Origin of the sequence: Gluconacetobacter tumulisoli (genome assembly GCF_014174155.1) — a bacterium.
Classification (GTDB): Bacteria; Pseudomonadota; Alphaproteobacteria; order Acetobacterales; family Acetobacteraceae; genus Gluconacetobacter; species Gluconacetobacter tumulisoli.
In genome coordinates this window covers 172,606-192,009 of the sequence record NZ_JABEQM010000006.1, presented here as the reverse complement: position 1 = coordinate 192,009, position 19,404 = coordinate 172,606, and the positions used below count along the sequence as shown (strand labels likewise).

At 64.0% G+C, this 19,404-nt stretch carries 16 protein-coding genes; 10 read left to right on the top strand and 6 right to left on the bottom strand.

Annotated elements, in window-relative coordinates:
* Positions 1–50 precede the first annotated feature (50 nt).
* A complete protein-coding gene (locus HLH28_RS09440; RefSeq protein WP_182958129.1) occupies positions 51–2,264 on the bottom strand; it encodes a PQQ-dependent dehydrogenase, methanol/ethanol family in 2,214 nt (737 codons plus the stop codon).
* A gap of 354 nt (positions 2,265–2,618) precedes the next feature.
* Positions 2,619–3,161, bottom strand: coding sequence for an RNA 2',3'-cyclic phosphodiesterase (thpR, locus tag HLH28_RS09435; RefSeq protein WP_182958127.1), 543 nt, complete (start codon positions 3,159–3,161; stop codon positions 2,619–2,621).
* Between the two features lie 228 nt (positions 3,162–3,389).
* On the opposite strand from thpR, the gene HLH28_RS09430 reads away from it, so the two are divergent.
* From HLH28_RS09430 to cyoD, 5 genes are all read left to right on the top strand, one after another.
* Complete coding sequence (locus HLH28_RS09430; protein WP_182958124.1) at positions 3,390–4,169, top strand: Bax inhibitor-1/YccA family protein; 780 nt, start codon at positions 3,390–3,392, stop codon at positions 4,167–4,169.
* Between the two features lie 669 nt (positions 4,170–4,838).
* The gene (gene cyoA, locus HLH28_RS09425; protein ID WP_182958122.1) at positions 4,839–5,762 is read left to right on the top strand and encodes a ubiquinol oxidase subunit II; all 924 of its coding nucleotides are present in this window, start codon (positions 4,839–4,841) and stop codon (positions 5,760–5,762) included.
* A gap of 5 nt (positions 5,763–5,767) precedes the next feature.
* Positions 5,768–7,762, top strand: coding sequence for a cytochrome o ubiquinol oxidase subunit I (gene cyoB, locus HLH28_RS09420; protein WP_182958119.1), 1,995 nt, complete (start codon positions 5,768–5,770; stop codon positions 7,760–7,762).
* Entirely contained in the window at positions 7,762–8,367 is a 606-nt protein-coding gene (gene cyoC / locus HLH28_RS09415) for a cytochrome o ubiquinol oxidase subunit III (protein ID WP_182958116.1), read from the top strand. The genes cyoB and cyoC overlap by 1 nt, the downstream gene beginning before the upstream one ends.
* Positions 8,367–8,699 (top strand): cytochrome o ubiquinol oxidase subunit IV, encoded by a 333-nt coding sequence (gene cyoD, locus HLH28_RS09410; RefSeq protein WP_182958113.1) that lies wholly within the window; start codon positions 8,367–8,369, stop codon positions 8,697–8,699. Before cyoC ends, cyoD begins: the two co-directional genes overlap by 1 nt.
* A gap of 190 nt (positions 8,700–8,889) precedes the next feature.
* On the opposite strand, the gene fdxA is transcribed toward cyoD, so the two are convergent.
* The 3 genes from fdxA to HLH28_RS09395 all read right to left on the bottom strand — a co-directional run bounded on the left by fdxA (position 8,890) and on the right by HLH28_RS09395 (position 12,364).
* Positions 8,890–9,222 carry a ferredoxin FdxA gene (gene fdxA / locus HLH28_RS09405; protein ID WP_182958112.1) on the bottom strand — a complete coding sequence of 111 codons (333 nt, stop codon included), beginning with the start codon at positions 9,220–9,222 and terminating at the stop codon, positions 8,890–8,892.
* Positions 9,223–9,380: 158 nt separating this feature from the next.
* Positions 9,381–9,710 (bottom strand): S4 domain-containing protein, encoded by a 330-nt coding sequence (locus HLH28_RS09400; protein WP_182958110.1) that lies wholly within the window; start codon positions 9,708–9,710, stop codon positions 9,381–9,383.
* Positions 9,707–12,364, bottom strand: a complete 2,658-nt coding sequence (locus HLH28_RS09395) for a helicase-related protein (protein WP_182958108.1) — start codon at positions 12,362–12,364, stop codon at positions 9,707–9,709. Before HLH28_RS09395 ends, HLH28_RS09400 begins: the two co-directional genes overlap by 4 nt.
* 142 nt (positions 12,365–12,506) lie before the next feature.
* On the opposite strand from HLH28_RS09395, the gene HLH28_RS09390 reads away from it, so the two are divergent.
* The 3 genes from HLH28_RS09390 to HLH28_RS09380 all read left to right on the top strand — a co-directional run bounded on the left by HLH28_RS09390 (position 12,507) and on the right by HLH28_RS09380 (position 15,098).
* Positions 12,507–13,931: a leucyl aminopeptidase family protein gene (locus tag HLH28_RS09390; protein ID WP_246395883.1), complete on the top strand. Its 1,425-nt coding sequence runs from the start codon at positions 12,507–12,509 to the stop codon at positions 13,929–13,931.
* Positions 13,932–14,093: 162 nt separating this feature from the next.
* Positions 14,094–14,504 (top strand): MarR family transcriptional regulator, encoded by a 411-nt coding sequence (locus tag HLH28_RS09385; protein WP_182958104.1) that lies wholly within the window; start codon positions 14,094–14,096, stop codon positions 14,502–14,504.
* Between the two features lie 147 nt (positions 14,505–14,651).
* Entirely contained in the window at positions 14,652–15,098 is a 447-nt protein-coding gene (locus HLH28_RS09380) for a hypothetical protein (RefSeq protein WP_182958103.1), read from the top strand.
* A gap of 24 nt (positions 15,099–15,122) precedes the next feature.
* On the opposite strand, the gene HLH28_RS09375 is transcribed toward HLH28_RS09380, so the two are convergent.
* Positions 15,123–16,190: a glycosyltransferase family 4 protein gene (locus HLH28_RS09375; RefSeq protein ID WP_182958101.1), complete on the bottom strand. Its 1,068-nt coding sequence runs from the start codon at positions 16,188–16,190 to the stop codon at positions 15,123–15,125.
* Positions 16,191–16,257: 67 nt separating this feature from the next.
* Here HLH28_RS09375 and HLH28_RS09370 point away from each other — a divergent pair, with 67 nt between their 5' ends.
* Both HLH28_RS09370 and HLH28_RS09365 read left to right on the top strand, forming a co-directional pair.
* Positions 16,258–18,240 (top strand): polysaccharide biosynthesis protein, encoded by a 1,983-nt coding sequence (locus HLH28_RS09370; protein ID WP_182958099.1) that lies wholly within the window; start codon positions 16,258–16,260, stop codon positions 18,238–18,240.
* Positions 18,237–19,385 (top strand): DegT/DnrJ/EryC1/StrS family aminotransferase, encoded by a 1,149-nt coding sequence (locus HLH28_RS09365; protein WP_182958096.1) that lies wholly within the window; start codon positions 18,237–18,239, stop codon positions 19,383–19,385. The genes HLH28_RS09370 and HLH28_RS09365 overlap by 4 nt, the downstream gene beginning before the upstream one ends.
* Positions 19,386–19,404 lie beyond the last annotated feature (19 nt).

Below are 19,404 nucleotides of genomic sequence, written 5' to 3'. Positions count from 1 at the left end.
ACCATGCGTCGCATTGATGCAAAAAAGATGGAAAACCGGCATGAGGGACCTCATTGCTGGGGCACGCCGGCATCGTTCTTCCGGGCATCAACCTCCCTCTGGTAGGTGTCGTTGGCGCGCTTGATCAGGAACTGGCGAATGTCCTCGATCTGCTCCGGCGTCATCGAAGTGTCGAAACGATCCATGCCGTAGGCCGTCAGGGCACCGCGCCCGACCACATTGTAGAACGCATCCTGATGGCGGATCGCGCCGGACCAGCGCAGATCGGGCAGCACGCCCCCGGCCTCGGCATTGTCGCCGTGGCAGGCTGCGCAATAGGTCTGGAACTGGAAATATCCGTTGTCGGTCCGCTTGCCGTCATAATCGGCGGGCGGCTTGACAGGCAGGAACCCCTTGTCGTTTTGCGGCGGCAGTTTGGCATTGCCATCCAGCGAGAAGGCGATCACCCGCGAATGATTGACCGTCCAACCGCTGGTCCGTGCCAGTCCGCCGAGGAAGAAGGGATAGATGCCGCCCCAGCCGACCTCGACCGCAACATACTGCTTGCCATTGGCCAGGTAAGTGACGGGCGGGGCGATGATGCCGCTCTGTGCCGCGAAGTGGAACAGATCGGTGCCGTTCGTCGCGTCGTAGGCGTGGAATTCGCCGTTGGCCAGGCCCTGGAACAGCAGGTCGCCCGCCGTTGCCACGATGCCGCCGTTCCACGGTCCCTTGTGATCTACGCGGAAGGCTTCCTGTTGTTTCACCGGATCCCAGGCGACGATCCAGCCCTTCAGGTCCTTGATGAAGGCCTGCTTGGCTTCCGGCGAGTCGGGAATGCCGACCTTGTTCATGTCCAGGCCGAGATTCCAGCTGTCGGGATGCGCCTTGAAACCGCCGACCTGGCTCGTGTACAGGAACGGCACCTGTTGCGCGGGGATATAAACCAGGCCGGTCCGCGGACTAAAGGCCATCGCCGCGAAATTATGACCGCCCAGATCGCCGGGAATACCGTACCAATCCTTGCCGTTCAGGGTGTACAACGCGTCCGGATTATAGATCGGGCGACCGGTCTTCGGATCCAGCCCGCTGGCCCAGTTCACGTAGACATAGTTCTTGCCCGACAGGAATTCGCCGGTCTTCGCGTCGATGATGTAGAAGAAGCCGTTCTTCGGCGCGTGGACGATGACGTGCCGGGTCTGCCCGTTGATCGGCAGGTCAAGCGTCATGATCTGCTGGACCGAGGTATAGTCCCACTGGTCCATCGGCGTTTCCTGGAAGTGCCAGACATACTCGCCGGTCTCGGGCTTGATGGCCACGATGCTGCCCAGGAAGAAATTGTCGCCCTTTCCGTCCGACCGGTACTTGTAATTCCAGGGCGATCCGTTGCCTACGCCCAGATAGACCAGGTCGGTGACGGGGTCGTAGACGATCGAATCCCAGACCGTTCCGCCGCCGCCCTGGGTCGTCCAGGCTCCGGTCGGGCTCCATGTCTGGTAGGCCTTGTTCATCAGGACACTGTCCGACGCCGCGTTGTCAGGCTTGTTCTGCGCATTCGGCACGGTGAAGAAGCGCCAGTCGAGCTTCCCGGTCTCGGCATCGAAGGCCGAGACGAAGCCGCGTGCCCCGAATTCGGCACCGCCATTGCCGATGATGACCCGGCCCTTGGCAATGCGCGGGGCGCCGTCGACGGTATAGGACCGCTGGTGGCCCAGGCTTGCGTCCGCGGGAATGGTGTTCACGCTCCAGACCAGCTTGCCGGTCTTGGCGTCCAGCGCGATCAGCCGGCCGTCGAACGTTCCGAAATAGACTTTGCCGTTCCAGTACGCGGCACCGCGATTGACCGTATCGCAGCATCCCTTGTCGGCGATGTTGCCCGGAACACGCGGATCATAGGCCCACAGCAGCTTGCCCGTCGCCGCGTCCAGGGCCTTCATCTTGCTCCAGTTCGTGGTCGCGTACATGACGCCGTCGACCACCAGGGGGGTGCCTTCCTGTCCCCGGTTGGTGTCCAGATCGTAATACCATGCCAGTTTCAGGTTGCCGACATTCGACCGGTTGATCTGGTCCAGCGGGCTGTAGCGCTGTTCGGAATAGGTGCGGCCATAGGTCAGCCAGTTTCCGGGATGGTCGTCGGCGTGGATGATCGCCTCGCCCGTCGCGCCGAAATCGGTGTCAGCGGCAAGTGTGGAAACCGCGTGGCCCGAAAGCAGTGCCGCGCATATCGTTCCGGCGGCAAGCGCTCCTCGCAGAGAGCGTCTTTTCCCGAAAACGGCTCGCATCATGTCCGAAGTCCTCGTGACAGAAAGAAAAACCGGATAGTTCCGGCCCCGGACCGTCCCGACATGGGGCGCATCCGGCTTGTTCAGACAATAATGTGACGATTTCGGCCGTCTCCTGACGTTTTAGTGTTCCGGTGTCACACGAATGCGAAGGATGCGTATCCTGCATGACCAGGAGGGAACGCCTGGCAGCCGGTTTCCCGGCACGCGCCTGATAAACGGCGGTCGACTGCGGGTGGCTCGGATTGAGGTTAAGCCTACATATAAATTAATATTTATTAATCACATTGGAAATATACGCGAAAAGCATAAATCGGCGACTCGATTTGCGGTTTATTCCCCATCAAATAAAGGGAGTTATGATGCGAACGGGTATTCGGCCATCGCTTCATAAACGGGACGCCCGGCACCGCGCAGGGATTGGAACAGCGTGAAACGGGTCGCTTGCATGGTGGGCAGCGGGGTCCTCGCATAATGGGCCAGCCACGCTGACATCGTCCCGTCAGGAAGCCGCGGACCGGCACCGATCGTGACATGCGGCAGGAAGCGCCGGCGTTCGACTGGCACCCCGGCCGAGCGCCGTAACGCGGTGTCGATCTTCTTCTGGAGATGCAGCAGCGGATCGGTCCTGGCAATGCCGACCCAAAGCATGCCCTGTCCGCCATTCTGCTCGAACAGGCCGGGCGGTTCGGGGATCAGGGGGCAGGGGCGCGCGTGGATGGCCGACAGCGCATGGTGGATGTCTTCCTGCGCCGGTCGGCTTGGGACCTCGCCGATGAAGCGCAGGGTCAGGTGATATGTCTCGGGATCGGCCCACCTGATATCGGGAAGGCTTCCGCGCAGGGCCGCAATGGCCTCACGCAGGGGGGATACAATCTCCAAGGCGACGAAAAGTCTCATCGGCCGACTCTGCCCTCTGATATCGCAGGAGAAAGGCTCCACTCGCCTGCCCGTTGCATATATAATACAATGCAAGAGGTAGGGTGGTCAGGTCGTAATGCGCGACGTCAGCCGCCAAGATTTACAGATGGTAATTCGAGTGGCGGCCCTTTTTTCCTTGAATTGATCGTTTCGGGCCCCACATCACAAGAGCAATATGTCCGGACTGTCCGGACAAGGAAGGATGACATGGCTTTCAGCCCGGATTTTCGGACAATGTCCCGACCCGCCGGCGCCGGTGCAGGCGCCGGGGTGCTCGACCTGGGACTGCGTGCCTATATGCTGCGCGTCTACAACTGGATGGCGTCTGGCCTGGTGCTGACCGGCATCGTGGCGTTCCTGATTGCCAACACGGGGCTACGCGCGGCGTTCTTCAGCGAGGTCGTGACCGAGATGGGCGTCGCGGTGCGTCCGACCGGCCTCGGCATGCTGGCGATGATTGCCCCCCTCGGCTTCGTGCTGGTGATGTCGCTGGGCGTGAACCGCCTTTCGCGTCAGACCGTCCAGACTCTGTTCTGGCTGTTTTGCGCGGTGATGGGTGCAAGCCTGTCCAGCATTCTCATGACCTTCACCGGTGTTTCGGTGGTTCGCGTCTTCTTTGTAACCGCCGGGACGTTCGCGGCGATGTCGATCTGGGGTTACGTCACCAAGACGGACCTGACGCGGTTCGGCTCGTTCCTGATCATGGGACTGTTCGGCCTGGTGATCGCCGGCGTCGTCAACATGTTCCTGCGCAGCTCGGGCCTGGCGTTCCTCTACAGCATCGTCGGCGTCTTTATCTTCGTCGGCCTTACCGCGTTCGACACCCAGCGCATCAAGCTGAGCTACCAGCAATTCGCCTATTACGAGGGGCCGGAAGGCGCGGCCAAGCGGAGCGTGTATGACGCGCTGGCGCTGTATCTGAATTTCATCAACCTGTTCCAGTTCCTGCTGCAGTTCATGGGCGTACGCAGCAACCAGGACAACTGATCCAGGACAATTGCCCGCCGCGATATTCGCAGCGAATCAACGAAGAGCCCCGCCAATTCGGCGGGGCTTTTTTTGTTCGGCTGCGGGATGGGAACAAATCAAAAACGTTCCCGGAAATCGGGGCCGCAAATTAGGCTAAAATAAGACTTATTCTTCCTCGGAAAAAGTGCGATGACGTGTATGTGATCGAAGATCATCACGTATAACATACTGAAATAAAGAACTTTATAAAAACTGGACCAGTTCAGTATGAAATAAACAGAAACATTGCGTGAAGTCTTGCCTGCGAGGTCGTTCCGGACGGATAAGGCAGATAGAGAACTGTACGAAAGGGTAACTGCGCAGAGAGACGCTTCAGACCACAAGGCGGCACTGCTACCCGTTCCCATCCGAAGCCGGAGTATGAGGCTGCCGTCGGATCGGAATCCTTGATCGAGATCATGGCCGGAAGGCACAACGATACTCATGACGGGACCGAACCGACGAAGACCTCATATTCCGATATGAAGGGTGGACGAAGGCTGGATGTCACTTGAAGTGAGGCACTGCGGGATGTCGGGGCCGGGACTCCGGTCCCGTGACGTACATGAAGCGTGACCGTGATTGTTTGGGCCCGTGGACGAAGCGAGCATATGAGCAAGGGTGATGTCGAAACCAACGAGGCGTGAGATGAAGAAAAAAATCTTGCCAAGACTATCGAGTTTATTAAGTTTGTCCTCAGCGTTCCTCTTGGCGGGATGTGACTGGGATACCCTCAACCCCAAAGGCGTGATCGGCGTTCAGGAAAAGAGCCTGATCCTGACCTCGACCTATGCGATGCTGCTGGTCGTCGTGCCGGTCATCGTCCTGACGCTGCTGTTCGCCTGGCAGTACCGGCAATCGAACACGAGCGCCGAATACCTGCCGAAATGGTCGCATTCCAACAAGATCGAGATCGTGATCTGGGTCGTTCCCAGCCTCATCATCCTGTTCCTGGCGGTCCTGACCTACCAGACCTGCATGTCGCTGGATCCGTATCGCCCGATCGATGAAGAGGCGAACGTGAAGCCCATCCATGTCGATGTCGTGGCGCTCGACTGGAAATGGCTGTTTGTCTATCCGGACGAGGGCATTGCCACCGTCAACCAGATGGCCTTCCCGGTGAACACCCCGGTCGAATTCCGGATCACCTCGGACTCGGTCATGAACTCGTTCTTCATCCCGCAGCTGGGCTCCATGGTCTATGCCATGGCGGGCATGCAGACGCAGCTTCACCTGATCTCGAACGAGGCTGGCAACTACGCGGGCGAGTCCGCGAACTTCAGCGGCCGCGGATTCTCCGACATGCGCTTCCGCGCACTGGCGCTGAGCAACGACGATTACGCCGCCTGGGTCCAGAAGGTGAAGGCGTCCTCCGAACAGCTCGACAGCTCCAACTATCCGAAGCTGGCGGCGCCGAGCGAGGCGAACCCGGTCGAATATTTCTCACATGCCGAACCGGGGCTCTTTGACGGGATCGTGGCCAAGTACAACAACGGCATGGTCATGGATAAGAGCACCGGCAAGATGATGCATGTGCAGTCCGCGATGTCCGACATGAATATGAAGGAATAGGACAGATGTTAGGAAAATTAAGCTGGTCGGACATCCCGTTTGATGTGCCGATTCTCGTTGGAACATTCGCTGGCGCCGCGATCGCGGGCCTGGCGGTGCTCGGCCTCATCACCTATTACGGCAAGTGGGGCTACCTCTGGAAAGAGTGGCTGACCTCGGTCGACCACAAGCGCCTGGGCGTGATGTACATCGTCCTGGCGCTGGTGGCCCTGTTCCGCGGCTTCGCGGACGCCATCATGATGCGCTCGCAGCTCGCGCTGGCCTATGCCGGCAACCCGGGCTATCTGCCGCCGCATCACTACGACCAGATCTTCTCCGCCCACGGCACCATCATGATCTTCTTCATGGCGATGGCGTTCATGACCGGGCTCATGAACGTGATCGTCCCGCTGCAGATCGGTGCGCGCGACGTGGCCTTCCCGTTCCTGAACTCGCTCAGCTTCTGGATGACCACGGTCAGCTTCGTGCTGATCAACGTCTCGCTGTTCATCGGTGAGTTCTCGCAGTGCGGCTGGCTGGCCTATCCCCCGCTGTCCGAATCGCAGTTCAGCCCCGGTGTCGGTGTCGACTACTATATCTGGGCGGTGCAGCTGTCGGGTGTCGGCACCCTGCTGACGGGTGTCAACTTCTTCACCACCATCGTGAAGATGCGCGCGCCGGGCATGACCTACATGAAGATGCCGGTGTTCACCTGGACCATCTTCTGCACGACAGTTCTGATCATGGTGGCGTTCCCCATCCTGACGGTGGCGCTGGGTCTGCTGGGCCTCGACCGCTATCTGGGCATGCACTTCTTCACCAATGACGGCGGCGGCAACCAGATGCTCTATCTGAGCGTGATCTGGGCCTGGGGCCATCCGGAAGTCTACATCCTGATCCTGCCTGCCTTCGGCGCGTTCTCCGAAATCACGCAGACCTTCTCGCGCAAGCCGCTGTTCGGCTACAACACGATGGTCTATGCGACCTGCTCCATCATGGTGCTGTCGCTGGTCGTGTGGGTCCACCATTTCTTCACCATGGGCGCCGGCCCGAACGTCAACGCGTTCTTCGGCATCATGACGATGATCATCGCGATCCCGACGGGCGTGAAGATTTTCAACTGGCTGTTCACCATGTATAAGGGCCGCGTCGAATTCCACGCGACCATGTACTGGGTGATCGGCTTCATGATCACCTTCACCATCGGTGGCATGACCGGCGTGATGCTCGCCATCCCGGCCGCCGACTTCGTCCTGCATAACAGCCTGTTCGTCATCGCCCACTTCCACAACGTGATCATCGGCGGTGTGTATTTCGGCTATGTCGCGGCCATGAACTTCTGGTTCCCGAAGGCCTTCGGCTTCAAGCTGAACGAGGCCTGGGGCAAGCGGGCGTTCTGGTTCTGGTTCATCGGCTTCTACTTCGCGTTCATGCCGCTCTATGTCCTCGGCTTCATGGGCATGACCCGTCGCATGAACCACTATGACAATCCGGACTGGTATCCGTGGCTGCTGGTCGCCGAATTCGGCGCCGTGCTGATCGCATGCGGCATCGTCTGCCAGCTGACGCAGCTGTATGTCTCCATCCGTGACCGGAACCTGGCGGAAAACCGTGACCTGACGGGCGATCCGTGGAATGCGCGCACGCTGGAATGGTCGACCTCTTCGCCGCCGCCGTTCTACAACTTCGCCGTCGTCCCGACGGTGCATGACCTCGACGCCTTCGCCCACGACAAGGAAGCTGGCATCGACACGCGCGCGGCCGGTGCGGACTATCAGCCGATCCACATGCCGAAGAACACCTCAGCCGGTTTCTTCGTCGGTGCGTTCAGCCTGGTCCTCGGCTTTGCTGCGATCTGGTATATCTGGTGGCTTGCGGCTATCGGCCTGATCGGCGTCATCGCGACGGTGATCGCGCGGAGCAGCAACAACGATGTCGACTACTACGTGCCGGTGTCGGAAGTTGCCCGTATCGAGAACGAGCATACTCGTAACCTCATGGCAGCACAGGCGGCGGAATAATGGCGCACGATATGACAGTTGATGCGGCCCATGCCCACGACGAACACCACGAATCTCCCGTGGTGTTCGGGTTCTGGCTGTATCTGATGACGGACTGCCTCATCTTCGGAACGCTGTTCGCAGTGTTCGCGGTGATGCGGAACCAGTTTGCCGGTGGTCCTACCGGCAAGGAACTCTTCGACCTTTCGGGTGTCGGAATCGAAACCGCGATCCTGCTGGTCAGCTCGATCACCTACGGTTTCGGCATGATCTCGGCCCACCAGAACAAGCTGGGCACGATGCGGATGTGGCTGGCGGTCACGTTCCTCCTCGGCCTGGGCTTCCTGTTCATGGAAATCCGTGAATTTTCCCACATGGTCGCCGAAGGCAACGGCCCGGATCGCAGCGCGTTCCTGTCGTCGTTCTTCACGCTGGTGGGCACGCACGGCCTGCACGTCACGTGCGGTCTTCTGTGGATGGCGGTCCTCATGGTCCAGTCCACGGGCAAGACGGTCCTGTCCGAGCGGATGATGAACAAGCTCACCTGCCTGAGCCTGTTCTGGCACTTCCTGGACATCGTCTGGATCTGTGTCTTCACCTTTGTCTATCTGATGAGTGTGATCTGATGGCTGATGCACATACAGCCCATTCGGGCGAGAGCCACGGAAGCGTAGGGTCTTACCTTACCGGGTTCGTGATTGCCGTCCTGCTGACGGCGGCTGCTTTCGGGCTGGTCATGGCCCACAGCTTCTCTCCGGCCGGTACCATTGCCGCGATTGCGGTCCTGGCAGTCGTGCAGGTCGTCGTTCATCTGGTGTTCTTCCTCCACATGAACGGATCGTCGGCGCAGCGCTGGAACGTGATGGCCTTTGCCTTCACCGTCATGTCCGTCGCGATCCTGATCGGTGGTACGCTGTTCATCATGCATGACACCGCGATCAACATGATGTCGCGCTGATCCCCGGTGCCCGCGGTCGCGACCGCGGGCCCGGTTATCCGGACCGTCTCGGCGGTCCGGATGCTGGATATGGAAAAGGGCCGGTGAGGATCATCCTCACCGGCCCTTTTCCATGTTCCATGTTCGCAGGCCCCGATGGGGGCAATCGGCGGAGGAGGCACCTCCGCCGATCCGGATGTCGTGGGCTGCCTCAGTCCTTATGCGGCTCGGCGGACAGCAGGTCCTTCTTGTTCGGCTTGTCCTTCCACTCCTCGGCGTCAGCCGGGGGCGTGCCCTTGCGGGTGATGTTGGGCCATTTGACGGAATAGCTGGCGTTGATCTCGGCCCAGGCCGCCGCGCGGTCGTCGCTGTCGGGGACGATGGCCTCCGCCGGACATTCGGGCTCGCACACGCCGCAATCGATGCACTCGTCGGGATTGATGACGAGGAAATTGTCGCCGGCATAGAAGCAGTCGACCGGGCACACCTCGACACAGTCCATGAATTTGCAGCGGATGCAGTTTTCGGTGACCACGTAGGTCATCGTTCGTCTCCGATCATCTGGAGGCTGGCATGACGTCGCCAGCCATAGGGGTCCTGCGAGGGGGCCGGCCATGCTGGTCCTCGCCTACAATGCGCGCAGATATGAAAGTCTTTTGACGCCATGGCAAGTCAAAGACCGTGCCACCCGGTGCGTTCGCCTTATCCGGCCGCGACCGACGGGGGCGGGACCTGTTCCGGCACGATGTCATACAGCAGGCGGGCCGCGGGGGCCGGCCCGCGTCGCGCGGCCAACGCGACGATCCTCAGGACCACGACGCCCCGTCCGCCGGGGCCGGGCAGGGTCAGGATATCCCCCGGCCGCACCAGGGCATGGGCCTTCTCGGTGCGCTGACGATTGATCCGCACCGCGCCGGCCTCGGCGATGCGGGCGCAATCGGGACGGCTGCGGGCGAAGCGCGCGCACCACAGCCACAGGTCCAGCCTCTGCGCCTCCTGCGGGTTGGCGTCCCCGCGTGCATCACGCCTCACGACGACTGGCGCTTCTTCAGCACCGCGAGGACGGCGAACGGGCCATCGGGCACGGTGGGCACGCGTCGATCGTTGCCCGGCCGGGACCGGGCGACGATCGGCACCGGCATGGCCGCTTCGACAATATCGGACGTCGCCGCAGGGGCCGATGCGGTGCGATGCTGGTGGCGTTGACGCCGCCGGACCTCGGGCGTAGCGGCCAGCATGGGGGGAACCGCCGGCCCATATTCGCACTCCTTCAATGGGCGCGCGGCACGCACAGGGATGTCGAGCGCCTTCAGGATGGCGGCCACAGCCTCGGGCCGGACGCCCAGGCGCGACGGCAGGCCGTCGGGCAGGGGAACGGGGCCGTTGCGCGCACGCCAGCGCAGTTCCGCCGACAATTTTTCGGCGATGTCCAGGCGCAGGCGTATGGGACCGGCCAGGATCCAGCCCATGCGGGTCAGCATCGGATCCCGATTCTCGTCCACCGGTATGGACACCGCACCGGCAGGCGGCATGGCGGGAAGTGGCCGTCCCGCCCGCGCCGCCATCAGGACGGCACGCAGCCGCATGGCGGCGGGACGCAGCAGGGAAGGCATCAGTACAGCATGACGCCCGACCCGGACCCCCAGCGCCTTCAACCGCCCGCGCAGGATCGGGGCCACGGGGTCGCCGCCGATCGCGACCCCCCCCTGTTCCATCAGGCGATGCAGGATACCGCGCAGTGCCGGATCGTGCTCCACTGCGGCACGGGCGGCAAAGAGCGGCGCCATGACGTCCTGGACCTGTCGGTCCAGCCACGCCGCCAGGCGGGCGCGGATCCTCTCGCGCTGCGCGCCGTCCAGGAAGGCGTTGTCGAGCACCTCGATCCGCGGACGCAGCAGGTCGTCGCCACCGCGCAGCCGGGCAATCGGGGCGCCGTCCCAAAGCAGACACCGCCCGTCGGGCGAGATATCGAACGCCTCGTCCCCCGCGGTGGTCAGGCTGTGCACGCGGCGCGGAATTTCCGCGCGCAATGCCCGCCGCGCGGCACGCAGCAACAGGCGCCGGTCAGGATGCTCACAGTCCGGATCCGGTGCCAGATCCAGCCCGGCGACCCTGCCGACCGGATGCCCCTCGACCACGACCTCACCCTGGGACGTGACGGCGGACAGCAGTTCGTCCCCGCCCGAGGATTCGTCCAGGCGCCGGATCAGCGAGGCGGCGCGACGGTCGACGAAACGCGCCGTCAGCCGTTCATGCAGCGCGTCCGACAATTGATCTTCGACGTCCCGCGCGCGGGCCTGCCAGTGCTCGGCATTACGGACCCAGTCCCTGCGCGCCGCGATATAGGAACAGACGCGGATCCCCGACAGGCGGTGCATGAGCGAATCGATATCGCCCTCGGGCCGCGCAAACGCCGCGATCTGGGAGTCCATCCAGGCTGCGGGAACATCTCCGTCGCGGATGACATGGGTGAAGATGCGCGCGCACAGACGGGTATGGGTCTCATCCCCCAGTTTCCTGAAATCCGGGATCTGGCAGGCTTCCCACAACAGCCGCGTGGCGCCGGAGGATCGCGCCAGGGCCCGGATATCCGGAATTGCGGACAGGCTGGACAATGTCAGCACGTCCGATGCTTCGTTGCCGGCGGTCAGCCCGTACGTTGGCGGGGGACGGTTCAGGCTGTCCAGCAGGGCTTCGGGACTGGAGAAATCGAGGGCGCTGTTGCGCCAGAACAGGCGTTCGATCGGGTCGAAGCGGTGCGTTTCAACCGCCTCGGCCACCTCGTCCGGCAAGGCGGGGCACGTGCCGGTGCTGCCGAAGGTGCCGTCGCGCATCCCGCGTCCGGCGCGCCCGGCGATCTGGGCGATTTCGGCCGATGTCAGGCCCCGCGCCCGGGACCCGTCGAACTTCGACAGGCCGGCGAAGGCGACATGGTTGACATCCATGTTCAGGCCCATGCCGATCGCGTCGGTCGCGACCAGGTAATCCACCTCGCGATCCTGATAGAGGGCGACCTGTGCGTTGCGCGTGCGGGGCGACAACTGGCCCATGACCACCGCGCACCCGCCCCGGCGTCGGCGGATCAGTTCGGCGATGGCATAGACCTCGGTCGCCGAGAACGCGACGATTGCCGAACGGGGGGGCAGGCGGGTCAGCTTGCTGGCCCCGACATGGGTCAGTTGAGAAAGCCTGGGACGGCTTTCGATTTCCACCCCTGGCACCAGGCGGCGCAGCAACGGGCGAATCGTCTCGGCGCCCAGGAACATCGTCTCCACCAGGCCGCGCGCATGCAGCAGCCGGTCGGTGAAGACATGCCCACGATCAGGATCGGCGCAGAGCTGGATTTCGTCCACCGCGACGAATTCCGCCATCCGGTCCAGGGGCATGGCCTCGACGGTGCAGGAAAACCAGCGCGCGCCGGGGGGAACGATCTTTTCCTCGCCGGTGATCAGGGCAACGGCGCCGGTGCCCTTGGCGGCCACCATCCGTTCATAATTCTCGCGGGCCAGCAGGCGCAGGGGAAAACCGATGATGCCGCTGGAATGGGCCAGCAGCCGTTCGATCGCCAGGTGCGTCTTGCCGGTATTGGTCGGGCCAAGAACCGCCCTGACGCGCGAGGCGACAGCTGGGCCGGAGGAGCGGCGCGCGGCGCGAAGGGGGCCTGCCCCCATGGGTACACCCGTCATGTCCGCATGCTCAGATGACGCAGGGCGGAATGCAAGCAAAACCCGCGACATTCTGTGGAATTGTCCGCCAATGGTTGCGCCGGCGCCTGCATGGACGCAGGCTGCGCCTACAGGACGTCCAAAAGGATCCGGGAGGTTTGTCATGTCCGTAGAAGATTTTTCGTGCCTGCTGCCGGCGACCCGCGGCAGGCGCGCGCGGACACGGACGGTACATGTGCTCCGCCAGGCCGACGCCGGTGACCTGGCGACCCGAATCGGCGACTCCGGGGCGGCGTTCCTGCGGGAGTCGGGGTTCCGCGGGCGGGCAGGGGAACTGGCCCTCGTCCCCGGAAACGGCGGTGTGGCGGCGGCGGTGCTGGGCGCCGGCGACCGCACCGACCCGTTCCTGTTCGGCGGCCTGGCCGGCGCATTGCCCCCGGGGCCGTGGACGATCGCGCTTCCCGACGGGCTGGCGCCAGCCACCGCCGTGCTGGGATTCTGTCTCGGCGCCTATCGGATGCCTGCGTTCGGCCGGAAAGTGGAGGAGACGCCTGACGTCGCCCGCCTGATCGTGCCGTCCGGTGGCGCGGCTGGTGCCGAGGTGGCACGCGCCATCCGGCTGGGCCGGGACCTGATCAATACCCCGCCGAACCTGATGGGGCCGTCCGAACTGGCACGCGCCGCGCGCCAGGCCCTGGAACCGCTGGGCGCGGACGTCCGGATCGTGAAGGGACGGGACCTGGCCCAGGCCTACCCGACCATCGCCCATGTCGGGGCCGGATCGGCCCGCGCCCCCAAGGTTGTGGTCGCACACTGGCGCGGCACGCAGGCCGGCGACGACGCGCCGCTGCTGTCCCTGGTGGGAAAGGGGGTCTGCTTCGACACCGGCGGCTACGACATCAAGCCCGCATCGTCGATGCTGCGCATGAAGAAGGACATGGGCGGGGCCGCGCTGATGCTGGCGATGGCCCAGCTGATCATGACACGCGACCTGCCCGTGCGGCTGGAACTGCGGCTGGGCTGCGTGGAGAACAGCATTTCGGGCGAGGCGATGCGCCCGTCGGATGTTGTAACGACACGATCCGGCCTGACGGTGGAAATCGGCAACACAGATGCCGAGGGACGCCTGGTCCTGTGCGACCTGTTGAGCGAAGCCTGCGAGAGCCTGCCGGCCCTGCTGGTGGATGCCGCGACCCTGACCGGCGCCGCCCGGGTGGCGCTTGGTCCCGACCTGCCGGCGCTGTTCAGCAACGATGATTCGGTGGCCGACATGATTCTGGAGGCCGGCCGCGCGTGCCACGATCCCCTGTGGCGGCTGCCCCTGTGGGATGGATATGCCGACTGGCTGCGGAGTCCGGTGGCGGATTTGAACAATGTGTCGGCCAAACCCATGGCCGGGGCGGTCACGGCGGCCCTTTTTTTGCGGAATTTCATCAAAACAGGCGTGCGCTGGGCACATATCGATACATATGCGTGGAACGATAATTACCGTTCCGGCCGTCCGGAGGGGGGTGAAACACCTGCCTTGCGGGCCCTGTATGCATCATTGTTGCGAATTCTTAATGTCACGGACAGGCAGCAACAGTGAAGTAACGATATGGAGAACGAACTAATCCGTACCAAGCGACTTATATGTGCCGCATTCTGAAACTATATAGCCGTCAGGACAGGATGAAGGGCCGCCCGAGGGGGCGCTCCGATCTACGACAGACAGGGCCTGTTGGTGGCCCGACAGGAAAGGTTTTTTACAATGGCACAGACATCGACGACATCCGACCAGCTGATCAACACGCTCCGCGATACCGTGGTTTCCATGGTGCGTCGTGACGGGCCCGACCTGTCCGCCCGCCAGCTGGGCGTCTTCCTGACCTGCTACCTGCAGGAAGGGGCCCACACGGTGCGGGGGCTGGCCTCGGCCCTGAACGTGTCCAAGCCCGCGATCACGCGCGCCCTGGATCGCCTCGGCGAACTCGACCTCGCGCGCCGCAAGGTCGATCCGATGGATCGCCGGTCGGTCCTGGTGCAGCGGACGCTGAAGGGCGCGGCCTATCTGCGGGAACTGCGGTCCATCATGAACGAGGCGGCTGGCGTGCCGGCCACGGGTCGCGCCGGCAAGGCCGCCCGGGGCGAAGAACGCGCACCGCGTCGCGCCGCCGGCTGATCATCGCCACAGGCCATCCGCCCCACGCATGGGACGGATGGCCACTGGCCCGATCGAGGGCCGGGCAGCCTGACGAACAAGGCCCGGCGGTCGCGTCTGCGCGTCGCACGGGCCCGCTTATCCAGACAACAAGCAAGGCATCCGAACATGCGACTGGCATCACGCTTGGCCGCCGTGGCTATTCTTGCGACTCCGCTTCTGGGCGCGTCCGCGCTGGCGGCCGACGAACTTGGCACGCCTTCCGGGCACATCCGGCTGGTCGCCAAATCCGCCGATGTCGGCGTCGGCTGGACCTGGGGGTCCGGGACCCTGACCTACGGGCACCATACCTATCGGTTCTCGGTCAAGGGCGGATCGATCGCCGCGGTCGGCTATTCCTCGGTCGAAGGGACGGGCACGGTCTATAACCTGAAGCACCTGCATGATTTCAACGGCAGCTACGTCGCCGGAAATGGCGAGGCGACTCTGGGCAACGGGGTCGGCGGGTCGTTGCTGCACAACGGCAACGGCGTCACGATCCGCATCGATACGGTTTCGAAGGGCGCGCGGCTGGCCGGCGCGGCGCAGGGGCTGGAACTGACGCTGGTCAAGTAACGTTCGACCCGGCCCGGCCCGGCTTCATGCGTTTCGAGGCGTTCCGCGTCGCATCCGGATGAGGACCAACCATGTCCACAGGATCTGCGGCGGCAGGACCAGCAGCAGGGCCGGGCCCGGGCCGCACCAGCCCTGCAACACCGCGACCATGAGGACCCCGCCCCATATGACGAATCCCCAATGGATCAGTGTCACCAGGGCAGGGGCCATGCCCCGCTGGGTCGCCAGTTGATAGAGATGGTCCCTGTGGCTCTCTGTCAGGCGCGCTCCAGCCCGCCAGCGGCGAAACAAGGTCAGGGTGACGTCATAGAGCAGGCCCGACATCAAAAGCGGTACACTCGCCCAAGCTCCGTGCCCCCACTCTCCGGGCACCCAGGTTCCCGGCACCGCTACTCCGGCCTCCGATCCATTGGCGGCGAACATCAGGCCGAAGGCGCCGATCAGCACACCGCAGCTCTGGCTCCCGACGTCGCCCATGAAGATGCGCGCGGAGGGAAAATTGAAGGGAATGAAGCCCGCAATCGCCGCCGTCAGCACCAGGGCGGGTACGGCGACGGCGGGGATCGGCGCCACGCAGGCCATGATCAGACATGCGATCATGATCGTCCCGGACGCCAGGCCGTTCAGCCCATCCATGAAATTGACCGCATTGGTCACATAGACCACCCAGACCACCGACAGGACGACGTCCCCTGCTTGCCCCGCCACGCCGGACAGGCGGGTTCCCGTCACGACCAGGATCGCGGCGGCGACGAACTGGGTGGCCAGCTTGATGGCGGCCCGCCATTGATACACGTCGTCCAGCCAGGAAATGACGGCCAGGACGGTCGTCGCCGCGATCATGCCGAAGGCGGCGACCGACAGGACGGGCAGGCCGTCGAGGTGCCGCCCGATCGGAACCGCCACGACAAAGGCGGCGGTAATGCCGATTCCCCCGCCCTTCGGCGTCGGCCGCGTATGGGAACTGCGGTGGCCGGGATGGTCCAGCACATTCAGCCGGATCGCGCCCAGGACCATCAGGGCGGCAGAAATCCAGGTCGCGACCAGAAGAATCGCGAAGGGCATAAAGGGGGGCAGGGACGGATCGTTCATGCGCCGCGGGAATTTGTCATGATGGCTGCTTCTAGCATGGAGGTGGCTCGGCTATACGGACGGGATAATGGCCTCGCAATGCCCTGATACCCGGCAGTCTGCTGACAGGCTGCGTCCGGTCAACCGAATCGCCGTCAATATCCTGCTGGACGGCGCTCTTGCTGCACTGTCGGCGCCATTGGCGCGCTGGCTGGCCGATCCGCATGGCGGGCTTCTGCATCCGTTATGGTTCCTGGCGGGCGGGGCGATCACCCTGGTGATCAGCGGCCTGCCCTTCCGGGTGCCGCTGCAATACTGGCGGTTTTCCGGCGTCGGAGATCTGTTGGGAATTGCCGGGGCGTCGATTGCCAGTGCCATCCTGTTCACTCTGGGCCTTCGCCTGACCGGCTTTCCGATTCCCAGCCCCACATTCCCCATCATCCACGCACTGGTCCTTCTGGTGCTGATGGGGGGGGTGCGAATCGTCTACCGGCTGTCCCACCGCCGCCCCTCCCGGCACGAAGCGTCGAGCCAGGTGATCCTGATCGGTGCAGACGTGTCCGCCGACCTGTTCATTCGGGCCGTGGAACGCGATCCGGCCCCGCGATTTCGGGTCACGGGCATCCTGACGCAGGGCCGCCAGCAGGCGGGGCGGCGTATCCACGGCATTCCGATCCTGGGCCATGTCCAGGCGATCGATGACATCCTGGACCGGGTGATCGCCGACGGCGGCGCGCCCGAGCGGCTGATCGTGACCGACACCGATTTTCGCGGCGAAGGCCTGGCGGAGGTCATGCGGGCCGCCGAACGCCATATGATCGCGGTCCAGCGCACGCCGGTGCTGACCGACCTGACCCCGGCCGACCGGCTGGAGCTGCGTCCGGTTGCGATCGAGGACCTGCTGAACCGGCCCCAGGTCGGGCTGGACCATGCGGGGATGGCGGCGCTACTGCGCGGCCGCACCGTGCTGGTGACGGGCGCCGGGGGGTCGATCGGTTCGGAACTTGCGCGGCAGATCGCCCATTATGCGCCAGGCCATCTGATCCTGCTGGATCATGGCGAATTCGCCTTGTGGCAGATCGACCTGGAACTGTCGGAACGCGCGCCGGATATCCGCCGGAAGGCAATCCTGGCCGATATCCGTGATCGCGACCGGATCGAGCAGGTCTGTGCACAGTACCGTCCCCATCTGGTCTTCCACGCGGCGGCGCTGAAACATGTGCCGATGGTCGAGGCCAACCCGTGCGAGGGCACGCTGACCAATGTGGTCGGCACGCGGATCGTCGCCGATGCGGCATCGCGCAATGGCACGCAGGCGATGGTGATGATTTCCACCGACAAGGCGGTCAATCCGTCCAGCCTGATGGGGGCCTCCAAACGCGCAGCCGAAATGTATTGCCAGGCCCTGGATGTCGAGGCCCGCGCGGGGGGACGGCCCGATGCGATGCGATGCGTCACGGTCCGTTTCGGCAATGTGCTGGGTTCGACCGGATCGGTGGTGCCGCTGTTTCGCCGGCAATTGGAACGTGGGGGCCCCCTGACGGTCACCCATCCCGACATGCAGCGCTACTTCATGACGGTGTCCGAAGCGGTCGGCCTGGTCCTGCAGGCCAGCGTGCGCGGGACGATCCGCCTGCGCGAGGGCAGCGGGACGGATACGCTACTGCGCGGGGGCGGGATCTTCGTGCTGGACATGGGCAAGCCGGTGAAGATCGTCGACCTGGCCCGCCAGATGATCCGCCTGGCCGGACTGCGCCCCGACGAGGACGTGCCGATCCGGTTCACCGGGCTGCGGCCGGGCGAAAAACTGTTCGAGGAACTGTTCCATGGACGCGAGGCCCCGGTTCCCACGGACCATCCCGGCCTGAAGATGGCGACCCCGCGCATGGTGGACCGGCACGATGTGGGGATGGTGATCGACCGGCTGGAAGCCGCCTGCCACGTCGCCGACACCACGCGGATCCTTGCGCTGATCGAAGGCCTCGTTCCCGAATTCGCCCATAACCCGTCGGGGGACGTGCGCGATAACCTTGCCGGGCGTACCGCCGCCGAAAGGACCATGACGACATGACCGCCCCCGATCCGTCCGCCTGCCCGCCCACCATTGCCTTCCTCGACCTTCCGGCCCAGCAGGCCCGCCTGGGGGATGCGATCCGCAAGCGGATCGATACCGTCCTGGATCATTGCCGTTTCGTGATGGGGCCCGAGGTCGTGGAACTGGAGCACGCGCTGGCGGATTATGCCGGGGCGGGCCATTGCGTGGGCGTGTCGTCGGGTACCGATGCGATCCAGATCGTGTTGATGGCCGAGGGAATCGGACCGGGCGATGCGGTGTTCCTGCCGGCGTTCACCTACACTGCGACGGCCGAGGTGCCGTTGCTGCTGAATGCCACCCCCGTTTTTGTCGATGTCGACCCTCGGACATTCCAGATCGACCCGGCCAGCCTGGAACGTCGGATCGCCGATGTCCGCGCACGTGGGGAATTGCGTCCGCGCGCGATCATCGGCGTCGACCTGTTCGGCCAGCCGGCACCGTGGCAGGCGCTGCGTGCGATCGCGGAACGCGAGGGCCTGTTCCTGATGGACGATTGCGCGCAATCCTTCGGCGGCGCCCTGGCGGGACGCAAGCTGGGGCGGGAAGCGACCGCGACGACATTGTCCTTCTTCCCGTCCAAGCCGCTGGGCGGCTATGGCGATGGAGGCGCGATTCTGACGGACGACGCGGAACGGGCCGATCTCTACCGGTCGCTGCGCACGCATGGCGAGGGCAAGACCCGGTACGAGGTCCTGCGCACCGGCATGAACGGGCGGCTGGATACTTTGCAAGCCGCCATCCTGCTGGCGAAGCTGGACGGGTTCGAGGACGAACTGGACCGTCGCGATGCCATCGCCTCGGCGTACGATTCGGGTCTGGAGGGGGCCGTGGTAACGCCGGCGCGGGTGCCGGACTCCCGCAGCGCCTGGGCCATCTATGCGATCCTGTTGAAGGACGAGGCCGAGCGCGCGGCCCTTCAGGACCGCCTGCGCGCGCGCGGCGTGCCCTCGGCGATCTATTACCCGCGCCCGCTGCATCTGCAGCCCGCATACCAGGCGCATCATGATGGTACGTCTTTACCGGTTGCCGAAGACCTGTCAGCCCGTATTCTCGCGCTGCCCATCCACCCCGAACTGACGGACGCGGACGTTGCCAGGGTGATTGCGGCCGTTCGCGGATAAGACGAGAAAAGAGACGAGA

Bases quoted from the DNA above. Each gene is read 5' to 3' on its own strand.
- thpR (WP_182958127.1), bottom strand. From the start codon at position 3,161: ATGAGACTTTTCGTCGCCTTGGAGATTGTATCCCCCCTGCGTGAGGCC.
- cyoB (WP_182958119.1), top strand. From the start codon at position 5,768: ATGTTAGGAAAATTAAGCTGGTCGGACATCCCGTTTGATGTGCCGATT.
- cyoD (WP_182958113.1), top strand. From the start codon at position 8,367: ATGGCTGATGCACATACAGCCCATTCGGGCGAGAGCCACGGAAGCGTA.
- HLH28_RS09370 (WP_182958099.1), top strand. From the start codon at position 16,258: ATGGCCTCGCAATGCCCTGATACCCGGCAGTCTGCTGACAGGCTGCGT.
- HLH28_RS09430 (WP_182958124.1), top strand. From the start codon at position 3,390: ATGGCTTTCAGCCCGGATTTTCGGACAATGTCCCGACCCGCCGGCGCC.
- HLH28_RS09380 (WP_182958103.1), top strand. From the start codon at position 14,652: ATGCGACTGGCATCACGCTTGGCCGCCGTGGCTATTCTTGCGACTCCG.
- HLH28_RS09375 (WP_182958101.1), bottom strand. From the start codon at position 16,190: ATGAACGATCCGTCCCTGCCCCCCTTTATGCCCTTCGCGATTCTTCTG.
- HLH28_RS09365 (WP_182958096.1), top strand. From the start codon at position 18,237: ATGACCGCCCCCGATCCGTCCGCCTGCCCGCCCACCATTGCCTTCCTC.
- fdxA (WP_182958112.1), bottom strand. From the start codon at position 9,222: ATGACCTACGTGGTCACCGAAAACTGCATCCGCTGCAAATTCATGGAC.
- HLH28_RS09395 (WP_182958108.1), bottom strand. From the start codon at position 12,364: ATGACGGGTGTACCCATGGGGGCAGGCCCCCTTCGCGCCGCGCGCCGC.
- HLH28_RS09390 (WP_246395883.1), top strand. From the start codon at position 12,507: ATGTCCGTAGAAGATTTTTCGTGCCTGCTGCCGGCGACCCGCGGCAGG.
- HLH28_RS09440 (WP_182958129.1), bottom strand. From the start codon at position 2,264: ATGATGCGAGCCGTTTTCGGGAAAAGACGCTCTCTGCGAGGAGCGCTT.
- cyoC (WP_182958116.1), top strand. From the start codon at position 7,762: ATGGCGCACGATATGACAGTTGATGCGGCCCATGCCCACGACGAACAC.
- HLH28_RS09385 (WP_182958104.1), top strand. From the start codon at position 14,094: ATGGCACAGACATCGACGACATCCGACCAGCTGATCAACACGCTCCGC.
- cyoA (WP_182958122.1), top strand. From the start codon at position 4,839: ATGAAGAAAAAAATCTTGCCAAGACTATCGAGTTTATTAAGTTTGTCC.